General features: G+C 68.4%; 20 protein-coding genes. 10 read left to right on the forward strand and 10 right to left on the reverse strand.

The genetic code is table 11. The features are described from left to right. Positions 1-5 precede the first annotated feature (5 nt). The 5 genes from MRBLWH12_RS17840 to MRBLWH12_RS17860 all read right to left on the reverse strand — a co-directional run bounded on the left by MRBLWH12_RS17840 (position 6) and on the right by MRBLWH12_RS17860 (position 2,974). The gene (locus MRBLWH12_RS17840; RefSeq protein ID WP_341975912.1) at positions 6-410 is read right to left on the reverse strand and encodes a VOC family protein; all 405 of its coding nucleotides are present in this window, start codon (positions 408-410) and stop codon (positions 6-8) included. Positions 411-447: 37 nt separating this feature from the next. Further along, complete coding sequence (locus MRBLWH12_RS17845; RefSeq protein ID WP_363551118.1) at positions 448-861, reverse strand: VOC family protein; 414 nt, start codon at positions 859-861, stop codon at positions 448-450. 60 nt (positions 862-921) lie between these two features. Continuing rightward, positions 922-1,125, reverse strand: a complete 204-nt coding sequence (locus MRBLWH12_RS17850) for a hypothetical protein (RefSeq protein ID WP_341975910.1) — start codon at positions 1,123-1,125, stop codon at positions 922-924. Between the two features lie 44 nt (positions 1,126-1,169). Continuing rightward, positions 1,170-2,117: a DNA-3-methyladenine glycosylase family protein gene (locus MRBLWH12_RS17855; RefSeq protein ID WP_363551119.1), complete on the reverse strand. Its 948-nt coding sequence runs from the start codon at positions 2,115-2,117 to the stop codon at positions 1,170-1,172. Positions 2,118-2,272: 155 nt separating this feature from the next. Next, positions 2,273-2,974, reverse strand: coding sequence for a winged helix-turn-helix domain-containing protein (locus tag MRBLWH12_RS17860; protein WP_341975908.1), 702 nt, complete (start codon positions 2,972-2,974; stop codon positions 2,273-2,275). A gap of 331 nt (positions 2,975-3,305) precedes the next feature. Here MRBLWH12_RS17860 and MRBLWH12_RS17865 point away from each other — a divergent pair, with 331 nt between their 5' ends. From MRBLWH12_RS17865 to MRBLWH12_RS17875, 3 genes are all read left to right on the forward strand, one after another. Continuing rightward, complete coding sequence (locus MRBLWH12_RS17865; protein WP_341975907.1) at positions 3,306-3,614, forward strand: GNAT family N-acetyltransferase; 309 nt, start codon at positions 3,306-3,308, stop codon at positions 3,612-3,614. Between the two features lie 104 nt (positions 3,615-3,718). Then, on the forward strand, positions 3,719-4,888 hold the full coding sequence (locus MRBLWH12_RS17870) for an exonuclease SbcCD subunit D (RefSeq protein WP_363551121.1): 1,170 nt from the start codon (positions 3,719-3,721) through the stop codon (positions 4,886-4,888). Positions 4,889-4,922: 34 nt separating this feature from the next. Then, entirely contained in the window at positions 4,923-7,988 is a 3,066-nt protein-coding gene (locus MRBLWH12_RS17875; RefSeq protein ID WP_363551122.1) for an AAA family ATPase, read from the forward strand. Positions 7,989-8,015: 27 nt separating this feature from the next. Here the strand turns inward: MRBLWH12_RS17875 and MRBLWH12_RS17880 are convergent, their stop codons facing one another. Beyond that, a complete protein-coding gene (locus MRBLWH12_RS17880; RefSeq protein ID WP_363551123.1) occupies positions 8,016-8,573 on the reverse strand; it encodes a nucleoside phosphorylase in 558 nt (185 codons plus the stop codon). A 112-nt stretch (positions 8,574-8,685) separates the two neighbouring features. Between MRBLWH12_RS17880 and nadE the strand changes: the two genes are divergently transcribed. The 3 genes from nadE (at position 8,686) to MRBLWH12_RS17895 (ending at position 14,010) form a co-directional block, all read left to right on the forward strand. Continuing rightward, on the forward strand, positions 8,686-9,504 hold the full coding sequence (nadE, locus tag MRBLWH12_RS17885) for an ammonia-dependent NAD(+) synthetase (RefSeq protein ID WP_363551125.1): 819 nt from the start codon (positions 8,686-8,688) through the stop codon (positions 9,502-9,504). 256 nt (positions 9,505-9,760) lie between these two features. After that, on the forward strand, positions 9,761-13,231 hold the full coding sequence (locus MRBLWH12_RS17890) for a TM0106 family RecB-like putative nuclease (RefSeq protein ID WP_363551126.1): 3,471 nt from the start codon (positions 9,761-9,763) through the stop codon (positions 13,229-13,231). Beyond that, complete coding sequence (locus MRBLWH12_RS17895; protein WP_363551127.1) at positions 13,231-14,010, forward strand: hypothetical protein; 780 nt, start codon at positions 13,231-13,233, stop codon at positions 14,008-14,010. The genes MRBLWH12_RS17890 and MRBLWH12_RS17895 overlap by 1 nt, the downstream gene beginning before the upstream one ends. A gap of 64 nt (positions 14,011-14,074) precedes the next feature. Here the strand turns inward: MRBLWH12_RS17895 and upp are convergent, their stop codons facing one another. Next, positions 14,075-14,707, reverse strand: a complete 633-nt coding sequence (upp, locus tag MRBLWH12_RS17900) for a uracil phosphoribosyltransferase (RefSeq protein ID WP_341975899.1) — start codon at positions 14,705-14,707, stop codon at positions 14,075-14,077. Between the two features lie 91 nt (positions 14,708-14,798). Between upp and tadA the strand changes: the two genes are divergently transcribed. Then, positions 14,799-15,254 carry a tRNA adenosine(34) deaminase TadA gene (gene tadA / locus MRBLWH12_RS17905; RefSeq protein WP_363551129.1) on the forward strand — a complete coding sequence of 152 codons (456 nt, stop codon included), beginning with the start codon at positions 14,799-14,801 and terminating at the stop codon, positions 15,252-15,254. Between the two features lie 2 nt (positions 15,255-15,256). Here the strand turns inward: tadA and MRBLWH12_RS17910 are convergent, their stop codons facing one another. After that, positions 15,257-16,228 carry a cation diffusion facilitator family transporter gene (locus MRBLWH12_RS17910; RefSeq protein ID WP_341975897.1) on the reverse strand — a complete coding sequence of 324 codons (972 nt, stop codon included), beginning with the start codon at positions 16,226-16,228 and terminating at the stop codon, positions 15,257-15,259. A 59-nt stretch (positions 16,229-16,287) separates the two neighbouring features. Here MRBLWH12_RS17910 and proC point away from each other — a divergent pair, with 59 nt between their 5' ends. Together proC and MRBLWH12_RS17920 are read left to right on the forward strand one after the other, a co-directional pair. Further along, positions 16,288-17,127, forward strand: a complete 840-nt coding sequence (gene proC, locus MRBLWH12_RS17915) for a pyrroline-5-carboxylate reductase (RefSeq protein WP_363551130.1) — start codon at positions 16,288-16,290, stop codon at positions 17,125-17,127. Between the two features lie 3 nt (positions 17,128-17,130). Then, positions 17,131-17,418, forward strand: coding sequence for a DUF1905 domain-containing protein (locus MRBLWH12_RS17920; protein WP_363551132.1), 288 nt, complete (start codon positions 17,131-17,133; stop codon positions 17,416-17,418). A 7-nt stretch (positions 17,419-17,425) separates the two neighbouring features. Here MRBLWH12_RS17920 and MRBLWH12_RS17925 read toward each other — a convergent pair whose 3' ends face one another. Both MRBLWH12_RS17925 and MRBLWH12_RS17930 read right to left on the reverse strand, forming a co-directional pair. Beyond that, on the reverse strand, positions 17,426-18,097 hold the full coding sequence (locus MRBLWH12_RS17925) for a potassium channel family protein (RefSeq protein WP_102194154.1): 672 nt from the start codon (positions 18,095-18,097) through the stop codon (positions 17,426-17,428). Continuing rightward, on the reverse strand, positions 18,090-19,520 hold the full coding sequence (locus MRBLWH12_RS17930; protein WP_363551134.1) for a TrkH family potassium uptake protein: 1,431 nt from the start codon (positions 19,518-19,520) through the stop codon (positions 18,090-18,092). The genes MRBLWH12_RS17925 and MRBLWH12_RS17930 overlap by 8 nt, the downstream gene beginning before the upstream one ends. A gap of 107 nt (positions 19,521-19,627) precedes the next feature. Here MRBLWH12_RS17930 and MRBLWH12_RS17935 point away from each other — a divergent pair, with 107 nt between their 5' ends. Beyond that, on the forward strand, positions 19,628-20,044 hold the full coding sequence (locus MRBLWH12_RS17935) for an ArsR/SmtB family transcription factor (RefSeq protein ID WP_341975892.1): 417 nt from the start codon (positions 19,628-19,630) through the stop codon (positions 20,042-20,044). Positions 20,045-20,059 lie beyond the last annotated feature (15 nt).

Raw genomic sequence — 20,059 nt, forward strand, 5'->3', positions numbered from 1 at the left:
AGGCGTCAGTCCCACCCCTTCGGGTTGTGCATGAACTCCAGACGGATGCCGTTCGCATCCTCGACGAACGCCGCGTAGTAGCGCTCGCTGAAGCGCGGATACTCCTTCGGGCCGCGCACCTCGGTCCACCCGGCGGCGATCGCGATGTCGTGCAACCGATCGACCTCCTCGCGGGAATCGACGGCGTACGCGAGATGCTGCCAGCCGACGCGGCCGTGCTCATGCGGCCCGGTATCCTCATCGCGCGCCGGGTACAGCAGGATCTCCGGCTCGCCGTTCTTGCGCCAGTACGCCAGGTCCTCCGCATCGTGCGCTCGGTCGTAGCCGAGAGCCTCCAGCACCGGGTTGAACTGCGCGGATGCCTGCGGGACGGAGTCGACGGTGATGCCGAGATGATCGAAGGTCGCCATGACATCCAGTCTGGCCGATGCCGCCGACACCGCGACTTCAGCCCGCGGAGGCATCTCGCGGCGGGTTGTGCATGAACTCGAGACGGATGCCGTTGTCATCCTCGACGAAGGAGGCGTAGTACCGGTCGTTGAACCGCGGGTAGAGCTTGGGCTCGCGCACCACGGCCCAGCCGGCATCCGTGGCGATCCGGTGCAGGCGATCGACCTCGTCGCGGGAGTCGACGGCGAACGCGAGGTGTTGCCATCCGACCCTGCCGTGGACGTGCGGGCCGGTGCCCTCTTCGCGGGGCGCGAAGATGATGATCTCGGTGTCGTCGCCGCGGTTCCAGGAGATCCCATGCTCTGCCTCGACGCCGCGGACGTAGCCGAGCGCCTCGAGGACCGGGTGGAACTGTTCGCGTCCGCGGTCGATGTCATCGACGGTGATGCCGAGGTGATCGAGAAGAGCCATGCGGCCAGTCTTACGGCTGGCCCGACGCGGGGCAAATGAGCTCGTGCGCCCGCAGGTGGATCAGAGCTCGATGCCGTGATCTTCGTCGTTGACCCCCGTGTTGCGCCCCCGGCGGGACTCGAAGCCGAGGAACCACACCAGCCAGACGATCGCGGCGAGCAGTACCCCGAGCCAGACGTTCTGCAGGATCAGTCCCACCACGACGCCGACGACGAGCAGTCCGATCGTTCCGATCAGGCGGATGCCGGTGCGAGGGGTGTTCATCGCCCCAGCATAGTCAGCGCGGCATCCGTCGCTGCGGCGCGGACTCAGCGGTCGCGGTGGTCCTCGGGCGCCAGACGCGGTCCCCGTCGGGGTTCCCGGATGCCGCTGCGGAGGATCAGGCGGATGACGCGCTGGCGCTGTCCGGTCCAGGGTGCCAGGAGCTCGAGCATTCCGTCGTCATCGACGCGCCGTCCGGTAAGCGCGAAGCCGACCTCGTGAGCCAGATGGAAGTCGCCGACGCTCACCGCATCCGGATCGCCGAGCGCGCGGATGCGGGTCTCCGCCGCGGTCCATATGCCCACGCCCGGCAGGCTCGTGAGCACGCGATCTCGGTCTTCGGATGCGGCGGCGTGCAGCGCCCTGGCGATGCTCTCTCCTCGTGCCGCGGCGCGGACGATCGTCTTCGACTGCGGCGGCTCCACGCCGGCGCGATGCCACGACCACGACGGGATGCGCTGCCAGTCGGCCGGGGCGGGCGGCGCGAACATCGGCCGCGGCGTCGGGCCAGGAGCGCGAATGCCGAAGCGTGAGACGAGGGAGCGCCAGGCGCCGAACGCCTGCATCGCGGTGACTTTCTGCTCGAGGATCGAGCAGGCCAGCGCGTCGAACACCTGGTCGGTGCGGGTGAGGCGGAGGCCGGGGTTGCGCCGCGCGGCTTCGGCGATCACCGGATGCCGGGACGCGTCGAGGGGCGCAGGATCATCGGCGCTGCCGCACAGCCGCGGCACGGTTTCGAGGGCGGAGTCCGCGCCGGCACCCCATGCTGTCGCTCGGATCTCGCCGGACACCGAACGCAGTGCGATCGTCGCTGCGCCATCCGGCGTGCGCATCGCGCGCCAGATCACCGAGCCGTCGACCACCAGGGTCGGATCGGTGCCGCCGCGGCGAAGCACCGCGACAGTGGCGCCCAGATCGACGGCGTGTGCCGGACGGTAGGTCGTCTCCAGCGGGGCGCCGGCGTCGGCCTGCTCGGTGCCCAGTGTCAACGTCATGCGCCCACCCTACGTGCCGGGCCTGACACCGATGTGTGCTCATAATTCAGGAGAAGTCTGCCGATTCGGGCCGAAATCGACCGGAATCCCGTCGACGACGCCCGATTCCCCTGAGTTATGAACCGGGGGAGCGGCGGAACGAGGGCGAAGGGGACTCAGAACCGGTCGGGCGAAGGGGTGCCGTGGCCGTAGCGGATCACGACGTCGGCGTGCCGGTCGAAGCGGTAGCCGATGCCGCGGACGGTGCGAACGATGTCCTCGTAGCGACCGAGCTTGGCCCGCAGGCGACGGACGTGCACGTCGATGGTGCGCTCGCCGGGGGTCTCGTCGTCCTGCGCCTGCCACAGAGCCGAGACGAGTTCGGTGCGCTCGATCGTGCGCCCCTCGCGGAGTACCAGGTACTGAAGGAGTTCGAACTCCTTGTACGTGAAGGCAGCCGACTCGCCGTCGATGAGCACGCGCTTGCGCGAGATGTCGACGGTCACGCCGCCCTCGGTGCTGGCGGCCTCTTCTTCTGCCGCTGCCTTCGTGCGGGCGATCGCTCCGGGCTCCTGCAGGGCGAGGCGTACGAGATCGAGGTCGCGGCCACCCGAGCCGTGCGGGGCAAGAGCGACGGTGGCGTGGGTCTCGGCGCCGGGCGCGAGCTCTGCGAGCGTGCGACGGAGCGCATCGACGAGGACGGGAAGGCTGACGCCGGCCTCGGCTGCCTTGATCTCGTCGAGGCCGACGTAGAGGGCGAAGCCGCGAGGGGAGCGGGCGGCCGGAAGATCGGCCGCTGCCGGCTGCTCCTGCTGAGCCCGGACGGTGCGGATCGGGGCGGTGACGGCGGGACGCTCGAGGAGTGCGATGTTCGACATGATGATGAAGTCCTTAGGGACAGTGAGCCGATGCGGCTCTGATGCGTTGCATGAATGACCGGGCGAGCCGGGAAGCGAGCAAAAGGGTGGATGCTCGTGGACTCAGTCGTCGCAGATCGCGAAAAACCGGGTCGTGCGGGGTGGCTGTTCGTTCAGCGACACATTCGGCAACACATGCCAACGCGACCGGGCATCATCATCCCGGCAGTCCTGTTCGCCTCCTGGGCGGACAAAGGGCTTGCGTTGGTGGTCATGGGAGGAAGTATGTCGGATGATGTCGCTCCGTGTCAAAACACGCCATTCGTGCAGACCCCGGCGTAATCTGGTGACGGTGACCGGTTCCACGATCGTCGACGGCTTCATCCTCACCGATGAGAAGGATGCTTCGCGCTACACGCTCATGCGCGACGGAGTGCTGGTGAGCGTGCTCGACTACCGCGATGACGGACGTACGATCGCCCTCACCCGAGCGTTCACGATCCCGAGTTTCCGCGGCCACGGCCATGCGGCACGGGTCGTAGCCGGGGCTGTCGCCGATATCGAGCAGCGCGGCGACCGGAGGGTCGAACCCGTCTGCTGGTACGTCGCCGACTGGTTCGCTGCGCACCCGGAGCACGCCAGGCTTCTCCGCCGTACCTGAGCTCTCTGCTGTGTGACGCCGTGTTACGACGTCCGTCATCTTCGTCCTGCCTCGTTGCGGCACGCCTGAGGGGCAATGTCCGTCCCCCTTCGTAGCGTGTGAGTATGCGAATCCTGCACACCTCCGACTGGCACATCGGCCGCACCTTCCATGGCAACTCGACCATGGGCGCGCTGGCCGAGGTTCTGGCCGCGTTGACGGCGCAGGTTCGCGAGTACGCCGTCGACGTGGTCGTCGTCGCCGGAGACGTCTTCGACTCCGCCACGCCAGCCGGCGAGGCGTACACCCTTCTCGGCGACACGCTCGTGTCTCTCCACGAGACCGGTGCCAGGGTCATCGTCACCAGCGGCAACCATGATTCGGCGGCGCGCCTCGGCTTCCAGGCCCGGCTGCTCCGCGACGGCATCCACGTCCTCACCGATCCGCTCGGCATCGGCACACCGATCACGGTGACGGATGCCGATGGTCCGGTGCAGTTCTTCGGCATTCCGTATCTGGAGCCCGCGATCGTGCGCCAGCACTGGCCGGCCGGCGATTCGGAAGGGCGCCCCCTGCGCACCCAGGCTCAGACGATGGCGCACGCGATGGATCTGGTGCGCACGGCGATGTCCACCTACCCGGGCCGCTCGGTCGCGATCGCGCACTGCTTCGCCGCCGGCGTCGATGCCACCGTCGGTCTCGAACGCGAAGTACGGCAGGGCGGGCTCGACGTCGTGCCGCTGAGCGTGTTCGACGGCCCCGACTACGTCGCCCTCGGGCACATCCACGGGCGGCAGCAGGTGAGTGAGCGGGTGCGCTACGCGGGCGCGCCGCTGCACTACAGCTTCGGTGAGCAGCACAAGGAACGCGGGTCCTGGCTCGTCGAGCTCGACGCGGCGGGTCTCGCCGCCGTCGAGTGGGTGCCGCTCCCCGTGCCGCGAGGTCTCGTCACTCTGACCGGCACTCTCGATGAGATCCTCTCGTCCGGCAACGTCGCGGCCCACGCCGGGGAATGGGTCTGCGCGATCTACACCGATGCGCTGCCGCAGCGCGAGCCGATGCGACGACTTCGCGAGCGATACCCGTACTGCGCCATGGTGCAGCACCAGCCGAGCTCCGACGCCGTGGCCGACGAACGTTCCTATTCGCAGCGGCTTCGCGCCGCAGCGAGTGATACCGACCGCATCGAGGCCTTCCTCGAGCACGTGCGCGCAGGGCAGGGGCCGACCGAGCGCGAGGGTGAACTCATCCGCGAAGTGCTCGACGACCGGGTGCGTGCGGAGGCGCTCGTTTGATCCGGAGTCTCGTCGTGATCGGGAGCAAGAGCTGATGCGGCTGCATCACCTGGAGATCGAGGGGTTCGGCCCGTTCCGATCGCGTCAGGTCGTCGACTTCGACGCATTCGCCGACGACGGCATCTTCCTGATCGCCGGGCGCACCGGCGCCGGCAAGTCGAGCATCCTCGACGCGGTGTGCTTCGGGCTGTACGGCGGAGTGCCTCGCTACGAGAGCGGTGACAAGCGGCTGCGCAGCGACCACTGCGAGCCCGACGACATCACCGAAGTGGTGGTCGAGTTCAGCACCACCGCTGGTCGCTTCCGGGTCACCCGGTCACCCGAATACCTCCGGCCGGCGAAGCGCGGTGGCGGCATGACGAAGCAGGCGCCGGCAGTCGCGCTGGAAGAGCGCACGGATGCCGGATGGATCGGCCGTGCCGCGCGGGCCGTCGACGTCGGGCACGAGCTCGACGCGATCCTGCAGCTGAGCCGCGAACAGTTCTTGCAGGTGATCCTGCTCGCACAGAACCGGTTCTCGGAGTTCCTCCTGGCGAACAGCAAGGACCGACAGGCACTGCTGCGAAAGCTCTTCGGCACCGAGCGTTTCGAAGACGTGCAGGCGCGCTTCGATGAGCGACGCCGCGCATCGGAGCAGGCGCTGGGCACGCGAACGGCCGCGGTGGCGGCGCGTATCGAGGAGGCCGAGCGACTCGTCACCGTCGAAGGACTCTGGGGAACTACGGGCGCGGGTGCTGCCGAGATAGAAGGCGGCGCAGAGCCCGCGGATGCCGAAAGCGGAGACGAGGAGGAGTTGGCGCAGACGGTGCCCTCCTCCGCAGCGCCGATGAGCACGGCGGATCGGCTCGAGGCCCTGCGACGAGCCGCGTCCCGCGCCGCATACCGTGCGGAGCGCCGCTCCGCGGAGCGTGACGACGCCGAGCGCGCTCTGGCGTCGGCCGATGCGGCTCTGGTCGATCTCCGAGAGCAGGTCGTCGCGCAGACCGAGCGCGATCGAGCCCGATCCGCGCTGACCATACTCGAGGCGGAGCAGCCGCAGATCGACGAGGCGCGACGCACGCTCGACCGTGCCCGGTCCGCTGAGACGCTCCGTGGCGTGCTGGAGGCGGTGACGCGCGCGGCGTCCGCCGAGTCCACATCTCGGGCCGCTGTCGACCGTGCCCGCGATACGTGGCGCGCCACCGGCGTTGAACTCGACGACGAGTCCGCTGTCGCGTTGGAGAGCTGGGCATCCCACCTCACCCGCGAAAGCGGGCATTGGCAGCGTGCCGCGCAGCTCGAGTCCGCGACCTCCGAACGCCTGGCGGAGCTGGAATCGGCGCGCGCGGCGGTGGATGCGGCATCTCGCCAGGCGGAACGCATCGACGAGGAGCGCGGTGAGCTTCCTGCGCTGATCCTCCGCGTCACCGAAGCACGCGACTCGGCCCGCCGCAGCGCGGATCGTCTGGACGGTCTCACCCATGCGCGCGATCAGGCGGCTGTCCGCCGCAAGGCCGCTCGCGAGGTCGTACGGCTCGAGGCGGAGAAGGCGGCGGCCGACCGCGACAGGGCAGCGGCGAACAGCACGCTGGCCATCGCCCAGTCCGCGCTGGCGGCGCTCCTGCAGCGTCGGCTCGACGGATACGCGGGTGAACTCGCCACGACGCTGACGGCCGACGAACCGTGCCCGGTCTGCGGCTCGGCCGAACATCCGGCTCCTGCCGCGCACACCGATCCGATCTCCGCTGAAGACATCGAGAACGCGGAGACGGCGCGCGACGCCGCGGCGAGGGCTGAGCGCGACGTCGTCGAACGCCTCGCGGCGCTGGGAGCGGAACTCGCCGGAGCCGTTGCCAGAGCCGACGGTCGCTCGGATGCTCAGGCCGAGCAAGAACTCGAATCCGCGTCCGCAGATCTCGCCGACGCAGAAACGGTCGCCGCTCGGGTCACGGCGTTCGACGCCGAGCTGGCGGAGGCGACGGCGCGGGGTGACGTACTCGAACGGGAACGCGGCGAAGCGGCATCCGCGCTCGCCGCCGCGCGCGAGTCGCTTGCGGTGCGAGAGGAGAGCGCGCGGGAAGCCGTCTCATCGATCGAGGCGGCCCGCGGTGACGCCGAGTCCGTCGCGGCCCGTCTGGACGAGGCCCGCATTCGGATCGCCGCCGCGTCGGCTCTGGCATCCGCGCTCACCGAGCACGCGCAGCGTGTCGTCGCCCTCGCCGAAGCGGACACGGCGCTGCGCGCGGCACTCGAGAAGTCTCCGTTCGACGCTGACGCCGAAGTCGAGTCCGCGCTGCGGTCCCCGGCCGAGCAGTCCGCGCTGGATCAGCGGATCACGTCGCATTCCGTGCAGCGGGAGAAGGAGAAGGGCGTGCTGCTCCCGCTCGAGCTGCGGGCCCTTCCCGAGGATCCGATCGACGCCGCACCCGCAGAGGAAGCGGCAGCGGCCGTCCGGTCACGGTGGATCTCAGCGATGGAAGCCGTCGAACGCGCTGGCGCCACGGTGGGGCGGCTGAACGGTCTCATCGACTCGGCGGACGCAGAGCATGCCGCCAGTGCTGGTCAGGCCGCCGACCACGAGATCCTGCAGAACCTCGCCGACACCCTCGCAGGGCGTGGAGCGAACACACGCAAGATGACCCTGGAGACGTTCGTGCTCGCCGCCGAACTCGAAGAGATCGTCCGCGCCGCGAACCGGCGTCTGGACGACATGTCGACAGGGCGCTACCAGCTGCAGCACTCCGACGCGCTCGCGGCGCGGGGCGCGGCATCCGGTCTCGGCATCGTCGTCTTCGACGCCTTCACCGGCCAGACGAGACCTGCCCAGTCATTGTCCGGAGGCGAGACGTTCCTCAGTTCCCTCGCGCTCGCTCTCGGCCTCGCCGAGGTGGTGACGGCGCGGGCCGGAGGCATCCGTCTTGACACCCTGTTCATCGACGAGGGCTTCGGATCCCTCGACGGCGACACTCTCGACATCGCCATGCGCACGCTGGACGAACTGCGTCAGGGCGGGCGCACGGTCGGCGTGATCAGTCACGTCGACGCCATGCAGGAGCAGATCCCAGCCCAGCTCACGGTGCGCGCCACGGCGAACGGGCCGAGCATCATCGAGGCGCGCTGACGCGATCCCGCCGCGACGGTGTCTGAATCAGACGCCGTACTCGTCCTGGATGAATGCGCGCAGCTGCTCGCTGCAGCGCGCGACCGCCTCACGCCAGTCGGTGAGCGCACCGTCCTCGGCGTTGTCCGACACGGCGCGGAACACCCGGATCGGCACGCCGAACTGCTCGGCCACCCAGATGTAGGCGTAGGTCTCCATGTCGACCAGCGCGGCACCGGTAGGACGGATGATCGCGGTGACCTCGGCATCGTCGACGAAGTGGTCGCCGGTGGCGATGAGCACGCCGTCGCGTCCGGTTGAGACCCGCGCGGGCAGCGAAACGTGCTGACCCGCGATGCCATCGAGGTCGGTGACGTCATGCTGGAATGCGGTGCCGACCTCGTGCACCGCTGCCGGAAGCTCCGGGTCGATCGCGCCGGCAGTGCCGACGACGACGACCTCGTCATAGGTCTTCGCATCGAGCGCACGGGTGAGTGCGTACGTGGCCTGGAGTTTGCCGGGTCCGGTCACCAGCCGATCGAAACCAGGAAGGGCGTCCGGGAAGGCGGCGAGTTCGGAGCTCAGGGCGGCGACGAGAAGTTTCACCGCACTATCCTGCCAGGTCGGAGCCGGATATCCTCTGTGTGCTCAGCGCCCCGGCGTCATCCGTGCGTAACACGGAAGGGCGATACTGGTTCGAGACAGAGTGGAGGAGCCCGTGTCCCTGCAGCAGCAGATCTCTGAAGCGCTCGGCGTCAAGGCCGAGATCGATCCCGCCGCCGAGGTGGAGCGACGAGTGCAGTTCCTGGTGGACTACCTGCGCACGACCGGTGCCAAGGGCTTCGTGCTCGGCATCTCCGGCGGTCAGGACTCGACGCTGGCCGGACGCCTCGCGCAGCTCGCCGTCGAGCGGGTGCGGGCCGAGGGTGGCGAGGCGCGGTTCCTCGCGGTGCGCTTGCCGTACCGGGTGCAGAAGGACGCCGCGGATGCCGAGGCCGCACTCGCGTACATCGTGCCGGACGCTTCGGTCGAGGTGAACATTCAGAACGGCGTCGACGGGGTGGAGGAGGACATCGAGTTCGCCGTCACCAGCGACATCAGCGATTTCAACCGCGGCAACATCAAGGCGCGTGTCCGCATGGTGACGCAGTACGCGCTCGCCGGTCACGACGGTCTGCTGGTGATCGGGACCGACCACGCTGCCGAGGCCGTAACGGGCTTCTACACGAAGTTCGGCGACGGCGCGGCGGACATTCTGCCGCTCTCCGGTCTCACCAAGCGCCAGGGACGTTCCCTGCTGCTCTCGCTCGGCGCCCCCGATCGCCTCGCGTTCAAGGTGCCGACGGCCGATCTCCTCGACGGCCAGCCGGGACGCGCCGATGAAGACGAACTCGGACTCACCTACGAGCAGATCGACGATTTCCTCGAGGGTCTGCCGGTGGATGTCGAGGTCGCCGGCCGCATCGAGGCGAAGTACCTCGCCACGCAGCACAAGCGTCATCTCCCTGTGGTCCCCGACGACACCTGGTGGCGCTGAGCCGGCGCCATACCCGTCTCGCCCTCATCTGACACCTCGGGTCGGTATCTGCGTCGGATAGCGGCCGGAGGTGCCAGGTGAACGTGGGCGCATCGACCTCATGTGGCACCTCGGGTCGGTAACGGCGAGTGATAGCGGCCCGAGGTGTCACATGATGCAAGGGGGCATCGACGCCGTCGCGACTCGAGCGTGCGCGAAGGGCAGCGGTGTCGGATGCCGCGGCTAGTGTCGAAGCATCCGAGGGAACGGGAGCATCGTGCGGATCGACACTCAGGCGCAGCGCGTCATCTGGAGCGCGAGCGACCTCAAGGCGGCCGCCGAATGCGAGTTCGCGTGGTGCCGCGCCCTCGACGCGAAGCTGGGGAGGGTTCCGGCCGTCGAGGAGCCTGTGGATGCCACGCTCGCCCGAGCCGCGAGGCTCGGCGATGTGCACGAGCAGAACGTCCTCGAGCGCTACATCGACGACCTCGGTGACGCGCGAGTGCATCGCGTCGACAAGGTCTCATCGGTAGATGCCGCCGCCTTGGCCGCTGCCGTCGCCGAAACGGGGCAGGCTCTGCGCTCCGAAGCGCTGGTGGTGTTCCAGGCCGCCTTCGCCACTCCCGAGTTCGTCGGCTTCGCCGACTTCCTGCGCCGCGACGATGATGGGCGCTGGCGTGTCCAGGACTCGAAACTCGCCCGCAAGGCACGCGTGACCGCGCTCATGCAGCTTGCGGCATATGTCGATCAGCTCGACCGCCTCGGGGTGCCCCGATCCGATGAAGTCGACCTGATCCTCGGCGACGGCAGCCTGAGCACGCATGCGGTCGACGACCTCCTGCCGCTGTTCCAGGTGCGTCGCGCCCGACTGCGGGCGCTCATCGCCGACCGTCGCATCGAAGACGGAGCCGCCGGTGCCCCGCTCGGCTGGGGCGACGACCGCGGCGACCTCGAGATCGTGGCCTGTGGGCGCTGTGCCACGTGCGAGGAGCAGGTGATCGCCCACCGCGATCTGCTCATGGTCGCGCGGATGCGCCCGGTGCAGCGCGCTCGGCTCCGGACCGCCGGCATCGAGACGATCGACGATCTCGCCGCAGCGTCGGCCGCCCCCGACGGAATGAACGTCGACACCTTCGAGACCCTTCGTGCGCAGGCGCGGCTGCAGATCCGCGCCGACGTGGAAGGCGCCGCGACCTACGACGTCCACTACGCGGCCGCCATCCACACGCTCCCGGTACCCAGCCACGGCGACATCTTCTTCGACTTCGAGGGCGACCCGTTATACACGGAGCCGGCTCCGGACGGCGACGCGCAGTGGGGGATCGATTATCTGTTCGGCTGGGTCGACAACGCCGATCAGTACACGCCCCTGTGGGCGCACACCTTCGCCGATGAGCGGCGCGCTCTGGAGACCTTCCTCGACTTCGTGAATGCCCGTCGGGCCGCCCACCCCGGCATGCACATCTACCACTACGCCCCGTACGAGACCTCGCACCTCGTCGCGATGGCCGCGCGCCACGGCGTGCGCGAGGGCGAGGTCGATCGGCTGCTCCGCGAAGGCGTGTTCGTCGATCTGTATCCGCTCGTGCTGCGAACGGTCCGCGTGGGGTCGAGGTCGTACTCGATCAAGAAGCTCGAGCCGCTGTACATGGGTGATGACGTGCGCACCAGCGATGTGCAGAAGGGCGACGACTCGATCGTGCAGTACGTCGCGGCCAAGGAACTCGCGGCTGCGGGGGAGCAGGCCGAGGCCGATGCGGTTCTCGCCGATCTCGCCGACTACAACCGCTACGACTGTGTCTCCACGCGGCGCCTGCGCAACTGGCTGATCGAGATCGCGAAACGGGAGGGCGTGCACCCGGCGCCGCCCGACGAGGCCGAAGAGGTGATCTACGAGCCCTCTCCGCGATCCGTCGCGCTGCTCGCGGACGCCGAGCGCGCTGTCGAGACCGGCGGCGACGGTCAGGTGCATCGCCTCGCCGCCGCGGCGATCGACTACTTCCCGCGCGAGGCGAAGAGCTTCTGGGTCGGGCACTTCCAGCGCCTGCGCGAGCCGGTGACGATGTGGGAGGGCACGCGAGATGTCGTGCGGGTCGATCCGGGCTCGTGCGTGGTGCGGCGGGAGTGGAGCGTCGGCGAGGGACGACGAGTGATGTCACGCGAGGTCGAGATCCGCGGAGAGGTCTCGCCGGGGACGACTCTCGGAGCGGGTGCGCAGCCCTTCGCCCTGTACGAGGTGCCCGCGCCATTCGACACCGAAGTCGCGTCCCGGGCCGTGCACGTGCCGCACACGGTGACCGTGGTCGAGGTGCTCGACGACGGCTATGTCGTGGCCGAATCCGCGATCCAAGGACAGACCTGGGACGAACTCCCGCTCGCGCTGACGCCGGCGGCGCCGCCGCGGGTCGTATCGCTGCAGGGCGCGATCGACGAATGGGCGGATGCCGTGCATCTCGCGGCGCCGGGCTTCCCCGAAGATGCTGCGACCGACATCCTCCGCCGGATCCCGCCACGGACGCGCTCCGGAGGGCCGCTTCCCGCGGCCGAGGACGACCTGATCGACGCGATCGTCCGTGCCGTGCTCGACCTCGACCGCAGCTACCTCGCCGTGCAGGGTCCCCCGGGAACGGGTAAGACCTACACCGGCTCGCAGGTGATCGCACGGCTCGTGAACGAGCACGGTTTCAAGGTCGGTGTGGTCGCGCAGTCGCACGCCATCATCGAGACGCTGCTGGAGCGGATCGTCGCCGACGGCGTCTCGCCGGCGCAGGTCGCCAAATCGCCGAAGGATACCGGGATCGAACCCGGATACACGGTGATCCCGAAGAGTGGGATGGCGGCGTTTCTGGCCGAGCACCAGGGCGAGGGCGTCGTCGTCGGCGGCACCGCGTGGGACTTCAGCAACAGCAACCGCGTCGAACGCGCGGGGCTCGATCTCCTCGTCATCGACGAGGCGGGGCAGTTCTCCCTCGCGTCCACGATCGCGGTCGCTGCGGGAGCGCAACGACTGCTGCTCCTCGGCGACCCGCAGCAACTGCCTCAGGTGAGCCAGGGCGCGCACCCCGAGCCCGTCGACACCTCGGCCCTCGGCTGGGTGATGGACGGCGACGCCGTCGTGCGACCGGAATACGGCTACTTCCTGGCGCGGTCGTGGCGAATGCATCCGCTGATCGCCGCACCCGTCTCGAAGCTCGCCTACGCCGGAAAGCTGGCATCCGCGCCCGGCACCGAGCGACGCTCCGTCGAGGGCGTCGATTCGGGTCTCCATGTCGTTCCGTTGCGGCACCGCGGCAACGCCACGCAGTCGCCGGAGGAAGCGGGCGAGGTCGTCCGCCTGGTGCGCGATCTCATCGGGCGCACCTTCACCGACAACGATCCCGGCGCCACGAGCCGTCCGCTCGACGAGGGAGACATCATCGTCGTCACCCCGTACAACGCGCAGAAACAGCTCGTGCTCGAAGCGCTGGCCGCGGCCGGGTTCCCGCGCGTACCGGTCGGAACGGTCGACAACTTCCAGGGGAAGGAGGCCGTCGTCTCGATCACGTCGCTGGCGGCATCCAGCGGCAGGGATGCGCCGCGCGGACCGGAGTTCCTGCTCCTGCAGAACCGGCTGAACGTCGCGATCTCCCGGGCGCAATGCGTCGCGTACCTGATCCACTCCCCGGCGCTGCTCGATGATCTGCCGTATACGCCAGAAGGCGTGGCGCGGCTCAGTGCTTTCGCGCGTCTCGTCGGCGCGGCGGAATGATGGGCACTGTGCATACGATCGACGAAATCCACCGCGCCTCGGCCGCGTGGGTCTGGTTCCCGCGCGATGGGGAGCAGGAGAAGGCCGAGCTTCAACTGGTGCGCTATCCGGCGCGATTGGGCGGGGGCGTACGCGGCTCGCACGTCGAATCATCGCTGGATGCCGTAGCCGCCCTTGACCATGCGGTCGAGCGCACGCGGGCGTGGGGAGAGTCGCGTCTGACCTTCTGGACGAGTGCCTCCGATCGCCCCGACCTCGAGGACGAGTTGTGCCGACGCGGCGCCGAGCACATCGACACCGTCGCCGTGCTCGCCCGTTCGATCGACGCCGCTCCGATCGAGGTCCCATCTGAGGCGACCGCCGAGATCGTGCAGACCCTCGAGCAGGTGCGAGACGTCGACTCGATCAACGTGCCCGTATGGGAGCAGGAGCCGTTGGACGACGGAGGGCTGCGCACCGAACTCGCCGAGATCACCGAGGAGCTGGTCGCAGGGCGGGGAGCCCGCGTGCTCGGACGCCTCGATGGCGCCCCGGCCAGCACCGGCGGCTGTACGGTCGTCGACGGTTTCGTGCGCCTGTGGGGAGCAGCGACGCTGGAGAGCGCTCGAGGCAGAGGCGCCTACCGCGCGGTACTGGCCGAACGGCTGCGATTCGGTGCGGAACTCGGCGCGACGACGGCCCTCGTGAAGGGACGCATCGCGACCTCTGCGCCGATCCTGGGCCGGGCAGGTTTCACGCACCACGGTGACGAGCGCGCGTATAGGCTCATCGTCGCGTAGTCAGCTCCACCCCGGCGTCGGAGTTGGCCGCAAAGGGTGTCAGACGTCGCCCGCAGGCGCGGTGTCAGACGGTGCCGTACAGGCGGTCGCCGGCGTCGCCGAGGCCAGGCACGATGTAGCCCTTCTCGTTGAGACGCTCGTCGAGCGCACCCAGCACGAGGGTGACGTCGCGGTCGCCGACCATGTTCTCGATGAAGGCCACGCCCTCGGGGGTGCCGAGAAGGCAGATCGCCGTGACATCCTGCGCACCGCGCTTGAAAAGGAAGTCGATCGCCGCGCCCAATGAGCCACCGGTGGCCAGCATCGGGTCGATCGCGAAGCACTGGCGGTCGCTCAGATCATCGGGCAGGCGTTCGGCGTAGGTCGTCGGCTCGAAGGTCTCCTCATCGCGCACCATGCCGAGGAATCCGACCTCGGCGGTCGGCAGCAGCTTGACCATGCCCTCAAGCATGCCGAGTCCGGCGCGCAGAATCGGCACGACGATCGGCCGCGGCTCGGAGATCTTCACGCCCATCGTCTTGGTCACGGGAGTCGTGATCTCGATCGGCGACACCTTGACGTTGCGCGTCGCCTCGTAGGCGAGCAGCGTCACGAGCTCCTCGGTCAGCTGACGGAACACCGGCGACGGAGTGCGCTCATCGCGCAATACCGACAGCTTGTGGGTGATGAGGGGGTGGTCGGCCACATGAACGCGCATGAATACAGGCTAATGCGCGGTGCGCTCCCGCACGACATCGGATGCTTCGCACCCAGCCGGCCACCGTCGCCCGCTGTCGTAGGCTCAACGCATGACCACAGCCGACCTCGGTGCGATGCAGCGTGCCCTCGCGCTGGCGACGGAAGCGGCGTCGGCCGATGAGATCCCCGTGGGCGCTGTCATCCTTGATGCGGACGGGCGCATCGTCGCCGAGGGCCGCAACACACGTGAGGCGACGCACGACCCCACCGGTCACGCCGAGGTCGAGGCGCTGCGCCGGGCGGCGGTATCCGCCGGAACATGGAATCTCGAGGGTCACACCCTCGTCGTGACTCTCGAACCGTGCGTGATGTGCGCGGGTGCGATCCTGCAGGCGCGGATCGGGCGCGTCGTCTTCGGCGCCTGGGACGACAAGGCCGGCGCGGCCGGATCGATGTACGACCTCCTGCGCGACCGCCGCCTCCCGTACCGGGCCGAGGTCATCGGCGGGGTGGAAGCGGATGCCGCCACCGCACTGCTCCGCGACTTCTTCGAGCAGCGGCGCTGAGCTCAGTCCGAGGACTTCAGCACGAACACGTCGGTGGACGGCTCGGGATCGATCGCCGGTCGGTAGACGTCTGGCTCGATGTACACCGCGCGTGCGACGGGCACAGCCGCCCGGATCCGTGCCTCGATCTCGTTGATGTCGTCAGCCGCCTCACGCACGCTCTTGTCCGAGGCGAGCGCGACCTTCGCGGCGACCAGGAGCTCGTCCGGGCCGAGGTAGAGGGTCTTGATGTGGATGAGCTTCTCCACCTCAGGGCCGTCGTTGATCGCGTCGACGATGCGGTCATGGTCACCCGCGTTGGCCCCCTCGCCGACGAGCAGGCTCTTGGTCTCGATGCCGAGCACGATCGCGATCATCACCAGCAGGGTGCCGATCATCAGCGTTCCGATCGCATCGAAGACCGGGTTGTGGGTGATCACCGTGAGCCCGACGCCGAGCAGTGCGAAGGTCAGGCCAATCAGCGCCCCGATGTCCTCGAGCAGCACGACGGGAAGCTCGGGTGCCTTCGCGCGCCGTACGAATGACACCCAGGACTGGCCCTTCTCCCGCACCAGGTTGCTCTCGCGGACCGCGGTGCGCAAGGAGAACGACTCCAGGCCGATCGCCACGACGAGAACGACGATCGGGAGCCACCACCACGCCGGATCCAGCTCGTGCGGGTTGGTCAGCTTGTCCACGCCTTCGTAGATGGCGAAGAGTCCGCCGACAGAGAAGAGGATGATCGAGACGACGAATGCGTAGACGTAGCGCTCGCGGCCGTAGCCGAACGGGTGGGCTTTGTCGGCCTCGCGCTTCGCCTTGCGCCCACCGAGCAACAGGAGCAACTGGTTGCCGGAGTCGGCGAGGGAGTGCACCGCCTCAGCGAGCATCGACGCGGAACCGGAAAGCGCCCACGCCACGAACTTCGCCAGTGCGATGCCCATATTCGCCAGGAACGCCGCGACGATGGCCTTATTGCCTCCGGATGCACTCATGTGTCGAGTCTAATTCCGCACCCCGTCGATCCGCCGAGCGCTCGCCATAGGATGGCGACATGGTTGCCTCTCTCCCCGCTCTCGCCTTCCTCGGCGCCGGTTCGATGGGCGGCGCGATCCTTCGCGGCGTCGTCGCGTCCGGAATCGAGATCGATGGCGGAATCACCGCCACCAACCGCACCAGGTCGAAGGCGAACGAGCTCGCCGATCTGCCAGGAGTGCGCAGCATCGCGCTCGAGGAGAATCCGAAAGGCAACGCGGATGCCGTCGCCGGCGCCCGCATCATCCTCGTCGGTGTGAAGCCGGCGATGGTCCCGGACCTGCTTCGCGAGATCGCTCCGGATCTCGCCCCCGACGCGATCGTGGTGAGCCTGGCGGCCGGCGTCACCCTGCGCACCTTTGCCGACGCGCTCGGCGACGACGCGCGCGCCATCCGCTCTATGCCGAACACTCCGGCGACGGTGCGCAAGGGCGTGACCGGGCTCGCCGCAGGGGCATCAGCGACCGCCGACGACCTGGCACTCGTCCGGCGTCTGTTCGAGACGGTCGGCGTCGTGATCGAGGTGCCGGAATCGCAGATCGACGCGCTTTCGACGATCTCGGGCTCGGGGCCCGCATACGTCTATCTGCTCGTCGAGGAGTTCGCCAAGGCCGCGATCGGGATGGGCTTCTCCGAGGCAGATGCCCGCCTCATGGCGGAGCAGACCTTCATCGGCGCGACGGCACTGCTCGACGCCTCCGGTGAAGACCCGGCCGAGCTCCGCCGCCGTGTCACCAGTCCCAAGGGGACGACCGAACGTGCGATCGCCGTGCTGCAGGATGCGCACCTCGACGCTACGTTCGCTGATGCGGCTGCCGCGGCGCTTGCCCGCGCCAAGGAGCTCGCGGCCGGGGCCTGAACCATGCAGTTGCGTTTCTCCGGCGAGATCTGGTTCTGGCGCGGACCTGCGCCGTTCCATTTCGTCACGGTCCCGCCCGCCGAAGCGGAGATGATCCACGACGTGTCCACGGTGGTCACCTACGGGTGGGGCATGATCCCGGCATCTGTCACCATCGGCGCCAGCACCGTCACCACCGCGCTCTGGCCGAAGGACGGCGGCTACATCGTGCCGATCAAGAAGGCGCTGCAGGACCGCGAGGACATCGGAGTCGACGACGTCGTGGATATCCTGCTCGACATCGACGCCTGAAGCGAGGTCAGCGGTCGAGGGCGGCGAAGCGCTCGATGTCGCTGTTGGTGCCGGAGACGATGATGAGGTCGTGGTTCGTGACGATGGTGTTCGCCTCGGCGTAGCGGAACGGCTTGCCCGGGCTCTTCACTCCGACCACGGTGACCTTGTACTTCGTCCGGACTCCGGATTCGTTGAGGCCCACGCCGCGGATGAACTTCGGCGGGTACATCTTCGCGAGCACGAAGTCGTCGTCGAACCGGATGAAATCCAGCATCCGCCCGCTGACCAGGTGCGCCACGCGTTCGCCGGCCTCGCGCTCGGGGTAGATGACATGGTTCGCGCCGACGCGGGCGAGGATCTTGCCGTGCGACTGCGAGACGGCCTTCGCCCAGATCTGCGGCACCTTCAGGTCGACGAGATTCGCGGTGATGAGCACGGATGCCTCGATCGAGGAGCCGACGGCGACGACCGCGACCTGGAAGTCCGCTGCGCCGATCTGGCGCAGGGCATCGAAGTTGCGGGCATCGGTCTGCACCGTGTGCGTGACCCGATCCGACCACTTCTGGACGAGCTCGAGATTGCCGTCGATCGCGAGCACCTCGCGGCCGAGGCGGTCGAGTTCGCCCGCGCATGCGGCGCCGAACCGGCCGAGTCCGATCACGAGAACGGGCGCATCGCCCCGGAGGACTTCAACCAACGATCGGCCTTTCCACGGGCAGCGAGTAGAGCTGCGATCGCGACGTCGCGGCGACTGCCGCGGCGAGAGTCACTGTACCAATGCGGCCCATGAAGATGGTGGCCGCAAGCACGTACTTCGCAGAGTCGGGAAGCTCGGCGGTGAGGCCTGAGCTGAGGCCGACGGTGGCGAAGGCGGAGATCACGTCGAACAGCACATGACTGATGTCGGCCTTCGTGATCTGGGAGATGATGATCGTCGACAGGGCGACGATGGTCGCGCCCCAGGCGACGACGCTGAGCGCGACGCGCTGGACGTCGCTCGGGATGCGGCGGCCGAACACCTCGACGGAATGGCGTCCTTTGGCTTCCGACCAGACCGCGATCGCGAGCACGGCGAGGGTAGTGACCTTGATGCCGCCGGCTGTCGAGGCGGAACCGCCGCCGACGAACATGAGCATGCACGCGGCCAGCATCGAGGAACCGTTGAGATCGTCGATGTCGATGACGGAGAACCCGCCGGAACGGGTCATCGCGGAGAGGAAGAACGCCTGGAAGGTCGTGTCCACCGCATCCATCGACCCGAATGTCTTCGGGTTGTTGTACTCCAGGACGAGGAAGGCCGCGGCGCCAAGGACGAACAGCAGCACCGTCGTGACGAGGGTGAGTTTCGTGTGCAGTGACCACCGCTTGACGTGCCACACATGCTTGGCGAGGGTGTAGATCACCGGGAAGCCGATGCTGCCGAGGAACACGCTGATCATCAGAACGGTCAGCACCAGGTAGTCGTCGGCGAAGACGGCGACACCGCCCACATTTGGCGCGAAACCGGTGTTGGTGAACGACATCGCCGCGTAGTACGGCGCTTCCCAGAGCGCGGTGATCGGGTCGATGCCCGCCATGACGAGTCCGGGGTAGAGCAGCACCGCCACGACACCCTCGATCACGAGAGTGGACAGGGCGACGGTGGTCAGCAGCTGGCCGACCTCGCCGAGCCGAACGGTCTGACTCTCGTTGACGACGCCACCGTGCGCGCGCAGCGGGTTGGTGTCACCCGCCGCCATCAGCTTCGCGCGCAGACCCAGCCGCTTGGAGATCGCCATGCCCATCAGGGAGGCGAGGGTGAGCACGCCCATGCCGCCGATGTTCACGCCGACGAAGACCACCACATGGCCGAAGGGCGACCAGTGCGTCGCCATGTCGACCGTCGAGAGGCCGGTCACGCAGATCGTGGAGACGGCGGTGAAGAGCGCGTCGGCGAGGGGCGTGACCGTGCGGTTCGCCGACGCGATCGGAAGCGACAGCAGCACGGTGAAGACGAGGATCAGCAGGGCGAAGATGATGATCGCAAAGCGTGACGGCGAGGAGGTGATGAGGCGTTTGAACCAGGCCCCCGCGCTCTTGAGGCGCTCTCCGGGAGACGATGCAGACACGATGCTCGACATCGCGTCCCCCTTTTCATCACCGGTGCCCGTCGTCCAGACGGCCGCACGACGCCTCTCGTCGAGCCTTCGTCATGGTACTCCGTGGCTGGGACGACTACCCTGATCACATGACGGACATCTTCGACGTGATTGCAGACGGCACGAGGCGCGACATCCTCCAGCTCCTGCTGCAACGCACCACTGATGGGGATGCCGGAACCAGCGTGAGTCAGATCGTCGCCGAACTCGGCATCAGCCAGCCGACGGTCTCCAAACACCTGAAGGTGCTCCGCGACGCGGAGCTCGTGACCGTGCGAGAAGACGGCCAGCGGCGTTTCTACAGCCTCGAGGTCAATCCGCTCGAGGTCGTGGACGACTGGCTGGTCCCGTTCCTCGTCGACGCGTTCGGCGACAGCGCACCCGACTTCGACTACTCGGCGCTGCCGCTGCCCGATGGCGCCGCACATGCGGCGGAGGTCGTCGGCCGCGCCGCCGCCTCCGCCAAGCACGTGGTCACGTCGGCGTTGAAGAGGCTCGGCGCCTGATCAGCCGCCGTTGAG

This window comes from Microbacterium sp. LWH12-1.2, from assembly GCF_040675825.1.
Taxonomy (GTDB): domain Bacteria; phylum Actinomycetota; class Actinomycetes; order Actinomycetales; family Microbacteriaceae; genus Microbacterium.

Bases quoted from the DNA above. Each gene is read 5' to 3' on its own strand.
- MRBLWH12_RS17840 (WP_341975912.1), bottom strand. From the start codon at position 410: ATGGCGACCTTCGATCATCTCGGCATCACCGTCGACTCCGTCCCGCAG.
- MRBLWH12_RS17845 (WP_363551118.1), bottom strand. From the start codon at position 861: ATGGCTCTTCTCGATCACCTCGGCATCACCGTCGATGACATCGACCGC.
- MRBLWH12_RS17850 (WP_341975910.1), bottom strand. From the start codon at position 1,125: ATGAACACCCCTCGCACCGGCATCCGCCTGATCGGAACGATCGGACTG.
- MRBLWH12_RS17855 (WP_363551119.1), bottom strand. From the start codon at position 2,117: ATGACGTTGACACTGGGCACCGAGCAGGCCGACGCCGGCGCCCCGCTG.
- MRBLWH12_RS17860 (WP_341975908.1), bottom strand. From the start codon at position 2,974: ATGTCGAACATCGCACTCCTCGAGCGTCCCGCCGTCACCGCCCCGATC.
- MRBLWH12_RS17870 (WP_363551121.1), top strand. From the start codon at position 3,719: ATGCGAATCCTGCACACCTCCGACTGGCACATCGGCCGCACCTTCCAT.
- MRBLWH12_RS17875 (WP_363551122.1), top strand. From the start codon at position 4,923: ATGCGGCTGCATCACCTGGAGATCGAGGGGTTCGGCCCGTTCCGATCG.
- MRBLWH12_RS17895 (WP_363551127.1), top strand. From the start codon at position 13,231: ATGGGCACTGTGCATACGATCGACGAAATCCACCGCGCCTCGGCCGCG.
- upp (WP_341975899.1), bottom strand. From the start codon at position 14,707: ATGCGCGTTCATGTGGCCGACCACCCCCTCATCACCCACAAGCTGTCG.
- tadA (WP_363551129.1), top strand. From the start codon at position 14,799: ATGACCACAGCCGACCTCGGTGCGATGCAGCGTGCCCTCGCGCTGGCG.
- MRBLWH12_RS17910 (WP_341975897.1), bottom strand. From the start codon at position 16,228: ATGAGTGCATCCGGAGGCAATAAGGCCATCGTCGCGGCGTTCCTGGCG.
- proC (WP_363551130.1), top strand. From the start codon at position 16,288: ATGGTTGCCTCTCTCCCCGCTCTCGCCTTCCTCGGCGCCGGTTCGATG.
- MRBLWH12_RS17920 (WP_363551132.1), top strand. From the start codon at position 17,131: ATGCAGTTGCGTTTCTCCGGCGAGATCTGGTTCTGGCGCGGACCTGCG.
- MRBLWH12_RS17930 (WP_363551134.1), bottom strand. From the start codon at position 19,520: ATGTCGAGCATCGTGTCTGCATCGTCTCCCGGAGAGCGCCTCAAGAGC.
- MRBLWH12_RS17935 (WP_341975892.1), top strand. From the start codon at position 19,628: ATGACGGACATCTTCGACGTGATTGCAGACGGCACGAGGCGCGACATC.